13 protein-coding genes are annotated in these 13360 nt (G+C 71.3%); 2 read left to right on the top strand and 11 right to left on the bottom strand.

Features of this window, described 5'->3' with window-relative positions; all coding sequences use genetic code 11:
• Nucleotide 1: 1 nt before the first annotated feature.
• The 3 genes from MXD61_RS13045 to MXD61_RS13055 all read right to left on the bottom strand — a co-directional run bounded on the left by MXD61_RS13045 (nucleotide 2) and on the right by MXD61_RS13055 (nucleotide 4869).
• Nucleotides 2-3760 (bottom strand): AAA family ATPase, encoded by a 3759-nt coding sequence (locus tag MXD61_RS13045; protein WP_248813244.1) that lies wholly within the window; start codon nucleotides 3758-3760, stop codon nucleotides 2-4.
• A gap of 386 nt (nucleotides 3761-4146) precedes the next feature.
• On the bottom strand, nucleotides 4147-4344 hold the full coding sequence (locus MXD61_RS13050) for a hypothetical protein (protein ID WP_163547050.1): 198 nt from the start codon (nucleotides 4342-4344) through the stop codon (nucleotides 4147-4149).
• 213 nt (nucleotides 4345-4557) lie between these two features.
• Nucleotides 4558-4869: an acylphosphatase gene (locus tag MXD61_RS13055; protein ID WP_248813245.1), complete on the bottom strand. Its 312-nt coding sequence runs from the start codon at nucleotides 4867-4869 to the stop codon at nucleotides 4558-4560.
• A 48-nt stretch (nucleotides 4870-4917) separates the two neighbouring features.
• Between MXD61_RS13055 and MXD61_RS13060 the strand changes: the two genes are divergently transcribed.
• On the top strand, nucleotides 4918-5235 hold the full coding sequence (locus MXD61_RS13060) for a hypothetical protein (protein WP_248813246.1): 318 nt from the start codon (nucleotides 4918-4920) through the stop codon (nucleotides 5233-5235).
• A gap of 240 nt (nucleotides 5236-5475) precedes the next feature.
• On the opposite strand, the gene mutM is transcribed toward MXD61_RS13060, so the two are convergent.
• The 8 genes from mutM to recG form a co-directional block, all read right to left on the bottom strand.
• Nucleotides 5476-6360 (bottom strand): bifunctional DNA-formamidopyrimidine glycosylase/DNA-(apurinic or apyrimidinic site) lyase, encoded by an 885-nt coding sequence (gene mutM, locus MXD61_RS13070; protein ID WP_248813247.1) that lies wholly within the window; start codon nucleotides 6358-6360, stop codon nucleotides 5476-5478.
• Nucleotides 6361-6378: 18 nt separating this feature from the next.
• Nucleotides 6379-7275, bottom strand: coding sequence for a ribonuclease III (gene rnc, locus MXD61_RS13075; protein WP_248813248.1), 897 nt, complete (start codon nucleotides 7273-7275; stop codon nucleotides 6379-6381).
• Nucleotides 7272-8435, bottom strand: coding sequence for a phosphate starvation-inducible protein PhoH (locus tag MXD61_RS13080; RefSeq protein WP_248813249.1), 1164 nt, complete (start codon nucleotides 8433-8435; stop codon nucleotides 7272-7274). The genes rnc and MXD61_RS13080 overlap by 4 nt, the downstream gene beginning before the upstream one ends.
• 7 nt (nucleotides 8436-8442) lie before the next feature.
• Nucleotides 8443-8613, bottom strand: coding sequence for a 50S ribosomal protein L32 (gene rpmF / locus MXD61_RS13085; RefSeq protein WP_163547060.1), 171 nt, complete (start codon nucleotides 8611-8613; stop codon nucleotides 8443-8445).
• Between the two features lie 57 nt (nucleotides 8614-8670).
• A complete protein-coding gene (locus MXD61_RS13090; RefSeq protein WP_248813250.1) occupies nucleotides 8671-9297 on the bottom strand; it encodes a DUF177 domain-containing protein in 627 nt (208 codons plus the stop codon).
• Between the two features lie 240 nt (nucleotides 9298-9537).
• Nucleotides 9538-10020 (bottom strand): pantetheine-phosphate adenylyltransferase, encoded by a 483-nt coding sequence (gene coaD, locus MXD61_RS13095; protein ID WP_163547064.1) that lies wholly within the window; start codon nucleotides 10018-10020, stop codon nucleotides 9538-9540.
• Entirely contained in the window at nucleotides 10017-10574 is a 558-nt protein-coding gene (gene rsmD / locus MXD61_RS13100) for a 16S rRNA (guanine(966)-N(2))-methyltransferase RsmD (protein WP_248813251.1), read from the bottom strand. Before rsmD ends, coaD begins: the two co-directional genes overlap by 4 nt.
• A gap of 10 nt (nucleotides 10575-10584) precedes the next feature.
• Entirely contained in the window at nucleotides 10585-12816 is a 2232-nt protein-coding gene (gene recG, locus MXD61_RS13105; RefSeq protein WP_248813252.1) for an ATP-dependent DNA helicase RecG, read from the bottom strand.
• Nucleotides 12817-13157: 341 nt separating this feature from the next.
• Between recG and rpmB the strand changes: the two genes are divergently transcribed.
• Nucleotides 13158-13346, top strand: coding sequence for a 50S ribosomal protein L28 (gene rpmB / locus MXD61_RS13110; protein WP_163547068.1), 189 nt, complete (start codon nucleotides 13158-13160; stop codon nucleotides 13344-13346).
• Nucleotides 13347-13360 lie beyond the last annotated feature (14 nt).

Genomic DNA, 13360 nt, shown 5'->3' on the forward strand with positions numbered 1-13360 from the left:
CTCAGACCGTGGCTCGCTCCCGCAACCGCTGACTGATCACCGTGGTCACACCGTCGCCACGCATCGCGACGCCGTACAGTGCGTCGGCGATCTCCATCGTGCGTTTCTGGTGCGTGATGATGATGAGCTGGGACTTCTGCCGCAGCCCTTCGAGGGCTTCCAGCAACCGACCGAGGTTGCGGTCGTCGAGCGCGGCCTCGACCTCGTCGAGCACGTAGAACGGCGACGGACGCGCCCGAAAGATCGCCAGCAGCAGGGCGAGCGCGGTCAACGACCGTTCGCCGCCGGACAGCAGGGACAGCCGTTTCACCTTCTTTCCCGGCGGGCGCGCCTCCACCTCGATGCCGGTGGTCAGCATGTCGTCCGGCTGGGTGAGGATCAGTCGGCCCTCCCCACCGGGAAACAGCGTGGCGAAGACGATCTCGAACTCCCGAGCCGTGTCCGCGAACGCGGCCTCGAACACCTCCCGCACGCGGAGATCAACCTCCTCGACCACCTGCAGCAGGTCCCTACGGGTGGATCGGATGTCCTCCAGCTGGGTGCTGAGGAAGGCCGCGCGTTCCTGCAACGCGGCGAACTCCTCCAGGGCCAGCGGGTTCACCCGGCCGAGGCGGGCCAGCTGCTTGTCCGCGGTGGCGGCCCGGGCGGCCTGCTCCGCACGGACGTAGGGGACGGCCGCACCCGGTGGGTCGCCGGGCACCTCGTCCGGCGGTACCAGCTGGTCTGGTCCGAACTCGGCGACGAGGTCGTCGGCGGTGATCCCGAAGTCCTCCATCGCCTTCGCCTCGAGCGTCTCCACCCGCAGTCGCTTCTCGGCGCGGGCCAGCTCCTCGCGGTGAGCACTGTCCTGCAGCGCGGTGAGCGCGGCGGCGAGTGTGCGGCCGAGCTCCCGGGCCGTGGCGAGATCCGCCTCGGTGGTGCGGCGCAGGGCGTCGGCCTGTTCGCGTTCCGTCGCCGCGCGGGCCAGGGACAGGTCGAGCCGGTCCAGGGTGTACCCCGCCGCGTCGCCCAGGGCGGCGGCCACAGCGGCCTGTCGATCACGCACCTCCCGGCGGCGGGCCGCGGCGGCCCGGGCGGCCCGCTCCCCCGCCGCCGCCCGGATCAGGCCCTCGGCCCGACCCTGCAGCGCCCGCGCACGTTCCTCGCTGGTCCGCACCGCCAGCCGGGCCTCGACCTCGGCTGCCCGTACCGCCGAGGTGGCGGCCACCAGCCGGTCACGCTCCGCGGAGGGTCGTTCGTCCACCTCCGGACGGGCCGAGGCGGCTGCCAGGGCCGCCTCCAGTTCGTGCAGCGCGCCGTAGGTCCGGTCCCGGGTGCTCTCGGCGCGGGTGCGGACCTGTTCCAGGCGGACCACCTCGGTGCCGGCGTTACCCCTGGCCCGTTCGAGTTTCGCCATCTGCTCGCGGAAGGCACGGGACCGCGCGTCGGCGCTGTGCAGTGCCGCGGAGGCGGCGTCGATCGCCGCCCGGGTTCGGCTGACCTCCATCCGGGCCGGTTCCAGCGCCTCGTGGGCGAGTTCGGCGCGGCGGGTCGACTCGTCCACCCCGGCCTGCGCCTCCTGCGCCGCGGCGGTCAGTTCGATCGCGCTGGGTGGATGGGCGCTGCCGCCGACCGAGACGGCCGGACCCAGCAGATCGCCCTGGCGGGTGACCATCCGAAGCCGCGGACGGCTCTCGAGGACCGCACCCGCGCTCGGCAGGTCCTCGACCAGAACGGTGCCGGCCAGCAGGGCCCGCACCGGAACCGAGAACCGCTCATCGACGATCTCGACCAGGTCGACAAGCGGCACGCAACCGGACGGAAGCGTCCCGCCGACGCCGGAGGCGTCGCTGTCGGTGTCGGTGTCGCTGGTCACCGCGGCCGCGGTGACCAGGGTGGCGCGACCGGCGTCGGCCGCACGCAGCCAGGCGAAGGCCAGGCTCACGTCGCCCGCCGCCGCCACCAGCAACGCGTCCGCGGCGGGTCCAAGCGCGGCGGACACGGCGACCTCGGCGCCGGGCCGCACCCTCAGTACGGTCGACAACCGTCCGAGGGCCGTGAACGCCGGGTCAAGCGGCGGCGGTGGGCCGGCTTCGGTCGCCGCCCCGGTCCCGCCGACCGCGGATCGCCCGGCGCGGTCCCTGCGCCGGGCGGAGCGCCCACCGGGGCGATCCGCCTCGGTGGGCGGCGCGATCGCGGCCGTACCCGGGTCGGATCGCACGTCCTGATCGTCCCCGGCGCCCTGCTGGGCCCGACTGGCCGCCTCGAGCAGGGCCGCCGCCCCGTCGGCGGGGGCCAGCGACAGCCGCAGCGCGTCCCGGCGCGCGGCCCAGGACGCCCGGTCCCGCTCCGCGGAGCGCTCTTCGGTCCGCAGCGTCTCCAGTCGCTCGTTGGCGGTGCTGTGGACGGCGACAGCCGCGGTGTGGGCCTCGGCGAGTTCGTCGCGGGCGCCGTCCATCTGCTCGAGTTCGACCTCGAGATCGGTGTGGGAGCGGGTCGTCTCGGCATCGCGCTCCTGGGCGGCCCGGACAGCCTCGGTCGCCTGGGTGATCTCGTTCTCGGCCGCGCTGGCTCGCGATCTGGCCGCCTCGACCTGGCCCGCCAGCCGGGCGATCTCCTCTCGGCGAGACGACGCCGCCCGGGCCGCCGCGATCAGTTCCCGCTCCTCGTGGGCGAGGGTCGCCTCCAGCTCGGCCCGTCGGGTGACCACCTCCTCGAGGCGCTCACGGTCGAGTTCCAGGCGTTCGGTCAGGACCATCTCCTGCTCCCGAACGGCGGTGGCCTCCTGCTCCAGCTCCTCTGGATCGCGCCGGCCGGCCAGGTCGTCGCCGCCCGCGCGCAGCAGCCGGACCCGTTCGGTGGCAAGCGATCGGGTGCCAAGCAGCCGCTCCCGCAGGGAGGCCAGCGCGTACCAGGTCTCCTGCGCGGCGGCAGCCCGTGGGACGGCGGCGGCCAGGGCGGCCTGTAGTCGTTCCTCGCCGGTGACGGCGTCCCGATGCCGGGTCTGGGTCTCGGCCAGGCGGCGGCGCAGCGCGTCCTCGTCGGCGGCGTCGACGGACAGGGTGGAGCGGGCGATGCTCAGATCATCGGCGAGCAGGCGCAGCCGCGCGTCGCGCAGGGCGGCCTGGATCGCTCCGGCCTTACGGGCGATCTCCGCCTGACGCCCGAGCGGGCCGAGTTGGCGTCGTAGCTCGGCGGAGAGATCGGTCAGCCGGGTGAGGTTCGCCGACATCGCCTCGAGCTTGCGCAGCGCCTTTTCCTTGCGCTTGCGATGTTTCAGGACGCCGGCGGCCTCCTCCACGAAGGCGCGACGATCTTCCGGCCGGGCCTGCAGTACCGCGTCCAGCTGCCCCTGGCCGACGATCACGTGCAACTCACGCCCGATTCCGGAATCGCTCATGAGCTCCTGGATGTCGAGCAGCCGGCAGGTCGTGCCGTTGATCGTGTATTCGCTCTCACCGCTACGGAAGAGGATGCGACCGACAGTGACCTCGGTGTACTCGATAGGCAGCGCACCATCGGAATTGTCGATCGTCAGAAGGACCTCGGCCCGGCCAAGAGCGGGGCGAGCGGGGGTACCCGCGAAAATGACGTCCGACATGGCACCGCCGCGCAACGCCTTCGCGCCCTGTTCGCCCAGGACCCAGGCGATGGCATCGACGACGTTGCTCTTACCGGAGCCGTTCGGCCCGACCACACAGGTGATTCCCGGCTCGAGATGCAGCGCTGTCGAGCTGGCGAAGGACTTGAAACCCCGCAGGGTGAGGCTCTTGAGATGCACCGGACTCCGGAGCAGCGGTGAGGAGGACGCGCCGGACTGGCGACAGATCTCTCTGGGCAGTCGGCCAGGACATGGACATCCTAGCGAGCAGCGGAGCGTAGCTGAAACGCTACACTCCGCCTATACCCCTACACCGACGGATCGGTCTCACACCCGTATGTGGGCGGTGCTGGTCATGTGATCCATCCGTGCGCCGCTGCGCACGGGACCGCCACTCGAGATCACAAGCCCGGCACCCTCACCAGCCCGCGCCCACCCGGAAACCGAATAAACACATAGAGTGAGGAATGCCGAGATAGTAGTTCGCTGAACATTGAGAACCGGTGGTACTCGGTACCTGCTGGGAGTCGCCGGAACCTGCCCCCGGCAACCGACTCCCCGCCAGATCAGCTGTAGGCCGGCTCCGCGTCGAGCGCCCGGACATCTTCCGGTACGTCGACACCACCAACCAGAGCCTCGTTGACGTCGCGTACTCGAGCCAGTTCCGCCTCAAGCTCCGCAACCCGGGCGCGAAGCCGGCGCACCTCATAAGAGAGGCGCAGATCGTTGCCGGATCCGACGTGGCCGAAAAGGGCCTTCGCCATAGTGATGGTCCTCCACGATGAGTGACCTAGTGGGCGTTGGACAACACCAGACCCAAAAAGATCAAAGTGCGCCCCCAACAATGGCTCCAGAGTCCCACGCCGGAGGGTCGAAAGTCAAGAGCATGCCACATGCCCAGCTGACTGATCCGGTGAACACGCAAATCCCGGTCGTCATGCTGGCGACATGATGACCAGCGCAGCGTCCACAAGCCGTCACGTGCGGCGAAAGCCGACCAGATTGCCCTGTGCGCTCCGCCACAGAAGTTCGACCCGATCAGTGCGGCCCGGAGTATGACCGGTCACCAGCAGACGCGCCAGCTCCTGACACGCCGCGACCGCGCCTTCCGCAATCACCTCGACCGTGCCATCGGACACATTCGTCGCGGAACCCACCAAGCCGAGCCTGCGAGCGCGAGTACGCACATAGTCGCGAAATCCAACCCCCTGCACGCGGCCACATACGCGGGCGGTGAAGCGGACCACCGTCGGGCCACCTGCCACTGACGTCAGGCGTTCGTCGGTCATCAGCGAGGTAGGGTACTGGCCATCGTGGACACCTCATCATTCTCAGACATGGCAGGCCGGCCGAGCGCGCCGCGGCGGTCTGCGGACCCGGTGCGCACCCGCCCGCGCGCGCACCGCAGGTCGACCTCCGCGGCACTGATCGCCCTGGCCGCCGGAGCCGCCCTCGCACTGAGCGGCTGCGGACAGGACTTCCACCAGGACGGCGGCGCTCTGCCCGTACCCAGCCCGAGCGCGAACGGCGACCGGCACGTCACACCAGAGCCGGTCGACAACCAGGAAGCGATCATAGGCCCTGGTTACGCCCCGCCGCGGACCGCCGGCCCGACCCAGACCGCTGTTCCGAACCTGCCCGGTGGCAAGGCCTGATCCGCCACCTTCCGACCACTACGTCCGCGAGCCGATCGCGGGTGTGACCCTACCGGCCACCCGGCCGCCACACCCAAGATCGGCTCGCTCACCGGCCCGGTATCCGGCGCCGACCCCACTGCCGCAGAGCTGACGGGCTCGCGGCGAGCGCAGCCGGCACAGACCGCGGCGAGACGCTGATCCGCCTGACGGTCCGCCCCGGGATTCTCCCGCCGCGGCGACGGCAAGCTCGATCCCCTACTACCACCGTGGGTGGCGGGGTGGAGGCTGGCAGATCGGGCACGTGAAGCTGGAGCGGTTCATGAAGGCATCGCGGCGGATCGTGCCCCCGCAACGCGCGCACGAGTCCCCCGCCCGCCCGTAGACCTGCAGCGATCGCTCGAACAGACCGCTGACACCCTCGACCGACACGTACAGGCGGTCAAAGGAGGTACCCCCCGCGTCCAGCGCGGCCGACATCACCGTGGTGGCGGCGGTCAGCACGCGGTGCGCCTGCTCCCGGGTCATCGTCTCGGTCGGGCGGGCGTAGTGCAGCCGCGCCGCCCACAGCGCCTCGTCCGCGTAGATGTTCCCGATGCCGCTGACCAGTGTCTGGTCGAGCAGGGCTCGTTTCAGGCCGGTACGTCGTGCGCGCAGGCGCCGGATGGCCTGATCCAGGTCGAAGACGGGGTCGAGGGGGTCGAGCGCGATGTGGGTGACCGGCGCGGGCAGCTCGGCACCGCCGACGGCCACCGCGAGACCACCGAAGGTCCGCTGGTCGACGAAGCGGAGCTCACGACCACCATCGGCGAAGGTGAACCGGACACGCAGATGTGTCTGGTCCGGACTGTTCGATGGCACCACCAGCAACTGTCCGCTCATCCCCAGATGGGCGAGCAGCGCGTCCCCGTCCGCCGGTGCGTCGGCGGCCGGCGTCGGCGCCCGCAGGGCCAGCCACAGGAACTTGCCCCGGCGACGCGCGGCCATGATCCGCTGGCCGATCAGTGCGGCCCGGAAGTCCTCGGCGCCGAGGGTGTGCCGGCGGATGGCCCGAGGATGGTGGACGTCCACGTCGGCGATGACCCGGCCGACGACCCCGCGCTCCAGACCGCGCCGGACCACCTCCACCTCGGGCAGCTCAGGCATGATCCACCATCCGCGGGCTCAGGTGCCGGACGACTCGCCGACGCCAGAAGTCGAGGTCGGGGCAGCGGTCGAGGTCGGGGCAGCAGGCGAGGCCGAAGCCGCGGCACGATCGTGCCGGCCGGCGGAACCGGGACCGGAACCGAAGGTGGCGGCCACGCCGGTGGCGGCCGCCTTCGCCTCCTGCGCCAGCTTCGCCGCCGCTGCCACCCGACCTTCCAGTACCGCGAAGGCCGCCTCGGCGGCACGCTGCTCCGCTTCCTTCTTGCTGCCGCCTTCGCCTTCGCCCAGCGACTCGCCGGCGATCCGGGCGTAGGCGGTGAACCGCTTCGCGTGATCGGGGCCGTCCTGGTCGACGGTGTACTCCGGCGGGCCGAGCGAGAGCAGCGCGGTCTGTTCCTGCAGGGACGTCTTCCAGTCGAGACCCGCACCACGGCCGGCGGCCTCGTCCAGCAGCGGATCGAAGAGCCGGTGGACGAAGCGGGAGGCGACCTCGAGCCCACCGGACAGGTAGACGGCACCGATGATCGCCTCGAGGGTGTCGGCGAGGATGCTCGCCTTGTCCCGTCCGCCCGTGGTCTCCTCGCCGCGGCCGAGCAGCAGATACGGCCCGAGCCCGATCGGCCCGATGGTCCTTGCGACGTCCGCCAGTGCCCGCATGTTCACCACGGAGGCGCGCTGCTTGGCCAGCTGCCCCTCGGCCAGGTCGGGATGACGCACGAACAGGGCCGTGGTGACCACGAGGCCCAACACCGCGTCGCCGAGGAACTCGAGGCGCTCGTTGGTGGGCAGGCCGCCCTTCTCGTAGGCGTAGGAGCGGTGCGTCAGGGCGCGGTCGAGCAGCTCGGTGTCGATCGCCGAGTCCAGCACCTTGATCAGGTCGCCGCGCGGGGGCGGCGGCGGCAGGTGGCGGGTCATCCGGGCATCCCGGCCAGCGCACGACGCCGCGAGACCAGCGCCGCCATCGCGGCCCGGGTGCGGTCGACCAGGTCACCACGCACCGCGAGCGAGGCGGTCTGCACCGCCGTCACCAGTGCGCTGCCAGCGGCATCCACGGATCCTCCTCCGGACCGACCGGCGTGGGTCACGACAGCGTCAACCCCCAGCACGATCGTTCCTCCCAGCACGTCATGGTCCTCATGTGTCATCCTCGCCGGCTCCCCCTCGGGACCTCGACGCAAGCTCGCCGCCGCGGGCCGCAGGGCCCGGACCACCGAAAGAAGCATGGCCCCGGCGCGGCCCTCGGCGACAACGACATCGATTCTGCCCTCGTCGGTCACCCGCGACGGCGCGGACACCTCGGCCGTTCGGGCGGCATCGCCGCCCGGTTGGCCCGGTTGGCCCGGTTGGCCCGGTTGGCCCGGTTGGCCGCTGAGCTGGCCACCGTGCTGGCCGCTGAGCCCGGCGGCGGTCAGCACGCGACCGGCCGTCCAGGGCCCGACGAAGTCCACGTCCAGAGCGCGAAGCTGGGTGGCCACGGCGTCGTGCACGGGGTCGGCCAGCGCGGGGCCGGGCGAGAGCAGCCCGACCTTCGGTCGTCCGGACGCGCCTCGCACCCGCGCGTGGACGGCGGCGAGCAGCGCGGCCTGAACCAGTTCGTCGGATGTCGCACCCGCCGCCGCACCGGCATCGCACAGCGTAACCACATCACGGTGGACGGCGTCGCCGTCGGGTGTGCACCCGACATCCGCGGCCAGCACCGCCCGGGTCGCCCCGGGCAGCAGCCCGTAGGTGAACTGGGCCGCGGCCACGACCGCTTCGGCGGGTGCGACGGACACCAGGGCGTCCGCCTGCCCGTCCCGCACGAGGCGGGCCGCGACGCGCACGCCGCAGTCCCGCCGGGCACGCACGACGCGCACGGCCTCGGGACCCGACGGCACGCTCCGGGCGGCGGGACGGACCTGCACCCGGGCTCCGGGAGTGATCCCGAGCCGGGCAAGGTCATCCGCCACACCGTCCGCACCGGTCACCAGGATCAGTGTCAGGTGCGGATCGGCGTCCAGAGCGATCGGCAGGGCCTCGAGGAGGTCGGCGGTCGGCCGCCCCTCTCCCAGCAGGTCAAGGGCGATCCGGGTCACACCGAACTCAGACGTCCAGCACCTGACGATCGTTGTAGCGACCGCAGGTGGTGCACACCGTGTGCGGACGGACCGTGTGCCCGCGCGAGCACTTCGACAGTGTCGGCACCTTGGCCTTCCACTGCGAACGGCGGGAACGGGTGTTGCTGCGCGACGTGCGCCGCTTCGGGACGGCCACTGTGCCCTCTCCTTCGTACTTCAGGGGTATGACGATCTCGCCGGGATGGCGAGCGTGTCAGGGTCGAACGTCGTCACCGCGATCGGCTCCCCGACCAGGGGTGTCGATCGCGGGATCGGGCCCGGTCGAGGTGTCCCGCGCCAGGCCGGACAGCGCCGCCCACCGGGGGTCGGCGCTGTCGTGGGTGTGGTCGGACCCCACGTCGTCCAGGCGGACGCCGCAGTCGACGCACAGGCCCGCGCAGTCCGGCCGGCAGACCGGGGACAACGGCAGGTCGACCACGAGCGCGTCGCGCAGCGCGGGTTCAAGATCAGCCCGGTCGTCGACGAGGACTCGCTCGTCCTCGTCCTCACCGGCCTCCACCGCGCGGTCAGCGTAGTAGAACAGCTCGCGGAGCTCGACCGTCACGGTGTCGGACACCGGATCGAGGCAGCGCGCGCACTCTCCCGTCAACGGCGCGATCACCGTCCCGCTGACCAGGACACCTTCGATCACCGACTCGAGACGCAGGTCCAGCTCCGCTGGCGCGCCCGAGGCGATCCAGATCATCTCGGTACCCAGGCCAGCAGGAACCTCCACCCGGGCCTGGACACGCAGCAGCGAACCGGGCCGCCGGCCCAGCTCCCTGGTGTCAAGCACAAGCGGGCCCCGGGGGGTCCGGCGGCGGGGGTGGGATCCACTCATGGCGGCAGTCGCGTTCACGTCTAGGTCCGGCTCAGGAAGCCCACCGGGGTGGGTTCAGCATGGATGCGGGGTCGTACGGCGAAGGCCGGCGATAGGGGCCAGACGACGACTGTCCCCAGCCTATCCGATCGCGCCGTCCAACGACCAAGGCGCCCGCCGACCAGCACGCACGGACACCCCGGGGTACGCACGGACGCACGGGAGCACGCGCCGGCGGGAGCCTGAGGACGGCCGGGGGCGCTACGCCCGATCCCGCAGCTGCTTGAGCACGACGTCGGGCACGAGACCCGAGACGTCGCCGCCGTAGCGGGCGACTTCCTTCACCAGGCTCGACGACAGAAATGCATATTGTGGATTCGTGCTCATGAACAGCGTCTCGACGCCGGCCAGAGAATTGTTCATCTGCGCCATCTGCAGCTCGTAGTCGAAGTCGCTGACCGCCCGCAGGCCCTTGACTATCGACTGGATTCCCCGGGACCGACAGAAATCGACAACCAGCCCCTGGGACGAGTCCACGATCACGTTGTCCGGCGCGGACGGATGATCGCGCAGTGCTTCGCGGATGAGATCGATCCGCTCTTCCACGGTGAACAGAGTGGCCTTGTTCTTGTTGATCAAAACTGCGACAACGACCTCGTCGAAGAGCCGGCTAGCCCGGATGACGACGTCGAGATGGCCGTTGGTGATCGGATCAAATGAACCGGGACAGACTGCCCTTCTCATGATCGTGTACCGTACCAGAGGACACCCTCTCCGTACCTCCGTTCACGGAGCGCACACAGACCATCCGGCCAGACCACCGGCGCCGAGCGGTGCGACCGCTCGACCACACAGACACCGTCCGCGGCCAGCCAGGCGCCGTCGCGTAGTTGTTGCAGCACCTCGCCGAGCTCAGGATCGCCCAGCGCGTAGGGCGGATCGAGGAATATCACCTCGTAAGGCTTCCCCGGAGTGTTCTGCACCACACGTGACACCGGCGACTGGCAGATCTCCGCTCCGCAAAGACCCAAAGCCTCGACGTTGCGGCGCAAGGTCCGGATCGCGCCGGCATCCCGCTCGACCAGCAGGGCATGGGATGCCCCCCGGGACAGCGCCTCCAAGCCGACCGCACCAGAACCCGCGTAAAGGTCGGCGATGCGAGCCCCGGTGAGATCAACACAGGTCGCGAGCGTGTTGAACAGACCTTCACGGGCTCGGTCGGATGTCGGGCGGGTCGATTTTCCGGGCGGCACGATAATCTGCCGTCCACCGGCCGTACCGCCGATGATCCGAGTCATCGGAACGCTGTCATCCCTTCTCCAGAAAAGCCGCGCTCTCCTCGTCGAGCACGGTCGCGAGCAGGCGGCGCAGAGCGGGATGGTCGGTCAGGGCCGGGTCCGCGTCCACCAGCTGGAACGCTTCTGTCCGGGCCTCCCGGATGAGTTTCTCATCGCGCAGCAACGCGAGCAGACGCAGCGATCGGCGACCACCGGACTGCGCGGCTCCGAGCACATCGCCCTCCCGGCGCTGGACGAGGTCGAGACGGGCCAGTTCGGCGCCGTCGGTGGTGGCGGCCACCGCGCTGAGCCGCTGCCAGGCCGGGGTGTCCTGGTCCGCCGCGGTGTGCAGCAGACACCAGCCGGCCGCTTCGCCTCGGCCGACCCGCCCGCGCAGCTGGTGCAGCTGGGAGACCCCGAACCGGTCGGCGTCCAGCACCACCATCACGGTCGCGTTCTGCACGTTCACCCCCACCTCGATGACCGTGGTCGCCACCAGGACGTCCAGCTCACCTGCCGCGAACCGGTTCATCACCGTCTCCCGCTGAGCCGACGGCAGACGGCCGTGCAGGCATTCCACCCGCAGGCCGGCGAGTTCACCGCCGACGAGCTGCGGGAGCACCTCGGTCACGGTCGCGGTCGGTCGATCCTCGGTGTCGGCGCCGTCCTCGGGACCGGCGCCACCGATCCGGGGGCACACCACATAGGCCTGCCGGCCGGCGGCCACCTCGTCCCGGATGCGCCCCCACATCCGGTCGGTCCACGAACTCACCATCGCCGGGACGACGAAGGTGGCCACCGGTGAGCGGCCGCTGGGCAGTTCGGTGAGCTCCGACACCTCGAGGTCGCCGAAGACCGTCATCGCGACGGTCCGCGGGATGGGCGTCGCGGTCATCACGAGCAGGTGCGGCGGCCGACGGCCCCGGGCGCGCAGGGCGTCGCGCTGCTCGACCCCGAAACGGTGCTGCTCATCCACGATGACCAGGCCCAGATCGGCGAACTGGACGTCCTCCTGCAACAGGGCGTGGGTGCCGACCACGAGACCGGCCGACCCGTCCGCGATCGCGGTGAGCGCCTCGCGGCGTGCCCGCGCGCCCAGCGACCCGGTGACGAGGGTGATCCGGGTGGCCCGCTCGGCACCGTCGAGCTCCCCGGCCCGAGCCAGGTCACCGAGCATCTCGCGCAGGCTGCGCTCGTGCTGGGCGGCCAGCGTCTCGGTCGGCGCCAACAGCACCGCCTGCCCGCCGGAGTCGACGACGGCGAGCATCGCCCGCAGCGCCACGACCGTCTTGCCCGAGCCGACCTCGCCCTGCAGCAGTCGGTGCATCGGCACCGGACGGCCCAGATCCGCGGTGATGGCCTCGCCGACCGCGCGCTGCCCCGCGGTCAGCTCGAAGGGCAGGCTGGCCTCGAAGGCGGCCAGCAGACCATCCGGACGGCCGGGTCGCGCCACCGTCGCCAGCGCCTCCACCTCGCGGCGACGCCGGGCGAGGGCGACCTGCAGCACCAGCGCCTCGTCCCAGCTCAGCCGGGTGCGCCCGAGGTGCACGTCGCCGCGGTTCGCCGGCTGGTGCACCTTGCGATACGCCTCGAGCAGACCCGGCAGCCGGCGACGGTGACGCAGGTCCGCCGGCAGGGGGTCGGTGACGGGGTCGAGCGAGTCCAGGGCCAGGCGCACGCATCGGGCCACCGTCCAGCTCGGCACCTTCGCCGCCGCCGGATAGATCGGCACCAGCGCGTTCACGAACTCCGCGCCAGCCCCGTCTCCTGTCCCGCCCGGGCTCTGCGCGCCAGCCAGGACATCCACCTCCGCGGCGCCCCCGCCCCCCGCACCGCTCCCGCCGAGTTCGCCGGGGTCGGCCTCGAGCAGGTGCACCTCGGGATTGGTCAGCTGGACCCGACCGCGGTACTCCTCCACCTTGCCGGCGAACAGCGCCGTCACGCCACGGCGAAGATCCCGTTCGCGCCAGGTCTGGTTGAAGAACGTCAACGTCAGCAGCTGCCGGCCGTCGGTCACGGTGACCCGCAGCATCGACCGCCCGGAGCGGATCGGTCGACGCTCGATCCTCTCCACCCGCGCGGCCACGGTGGCGGACTCGCCGACGACCAGATCGGCGAGATCGGTGAGTTCACCCCGCTCGTGGTAGCGGCGCGGGAGATGATCCAACAGGTCACCCACCGACCGCAGCTCGAGGCCGTCGGCCAGCAGGGTGGCAGCACGGGCCCCCAACAGCGTCTTCAACGGGGTGTCAAGGTCGACCACACCTCCGATACTGCACTGCGGCACCGACAGAACCGTGCCCGCACACCCCGACCATCCGTCCGGGACCACGGGGCGCGCGGTTCCCCGGGACCGCCGGACGGCTCCGCCCGGCCAGCGCCACAAGGCCGCCCGGCCGGCCCCGCGCGGCCGGCTCGGCCGCATCCGCGGGGATCGCGTCGGCCGGTAGCCCGGCGGCTGAGGTAGGCTCGGAGCGGTTTCCGCTGTGCGCGTTCTCCCGATCATGCCGTCAGGCCACTGGGATGAGTACGATCGCGGTTCCGACCGCCCGATATCCCGGAGTTCGACCCCGGGCCTGCGACTATTTCGACGGAGTGTTTCTCGTGTCTTCGGTGTGCGACGTCTGCGGCAAGGGACCGGGCTTCGGCATGTCGGTCTCTCACTCCCACCGACGCACTCGCCGTCGCTGGAACCCGAACATCCAGACGGTCCGGGGCATCGTCGGCGGTACCCGGCGGCGGATGAACGTCTGCACCTCCTGCATCAAGGCCGGCAAGGTCACCCGCGGCTGAGGTTCCCGCCTGGC

Source organism: Frankia sp. AgPm24, from assembly GCF_023243055.1.
Lineage (GTDB): Bacteria > Actinomycetota > Actinomycetes > Frankiales > Frankiaceae > Frankia > Frankia umida.

What these genes read in the sequence shown, in the direction of transcription:
- MXD61_RS13050 (WP_163547050.1), bottom strand. Translation starts at nt 4,344, where the DNA reads ATGGCGAAGGCCCTTTTCGGCCACGTCGGATCCGGCAACGATCTGCGC.
- MXD61_RS13055 (WP_248813245.1), bottom strand. Translation starts at nt 4,869, where the DNA reads ATGACCGACGAACGCCTGACGTCAGTGGCAGGTGGCCCGACGGTGGTC.
- MXD61_RS13060 (WP_248813246.1), top strand. Translation starts at nt 4,918, where the DNA reads ATGGCAGGCCGGCCGAGCGCGCCGCGGCGGTCTGCGGACCCGGTGCGC.
- mutM (WP_248813247.1), bottom strand. Translation starts at nt 6,360, where the DNA reads ATGCCTGAGCTGCCCGAGGTGGAGGTGGTCCGGCGCGGTCTGGAGCGC.
- rnc (WP_248813248.1), bottom strand. Translation starts at nt 7,275, where the DNA reads ATGACCCGCCACCTGCCGCCGCCGCCCCCGCGCGGCGACCTGATCAAG.
- MXD61_RS13090 (WP_248813250.1), bottom strand. Translation starts at nt 9,297, where the DNA reads ATGAGTGGATCCCACCCCCGCCGCCGGACCCCCCGGGGCCCGCTTGTG.
- coaD (WP_163547064.1), bottom strand. Translation starts at nt 10,020, where the DNA reads ATGAGAAGGGCAGTCTGTCCCGGTTCATTTGATCCGATCACCAACGGC.
- rsmD (WP_248813251.1), bottom strand. Translation starts at nt 10,574, where the DNA reads ATGACTCGGATCATCGGCGGTACGGCCGGTGGACGGCAGATTATCGTG.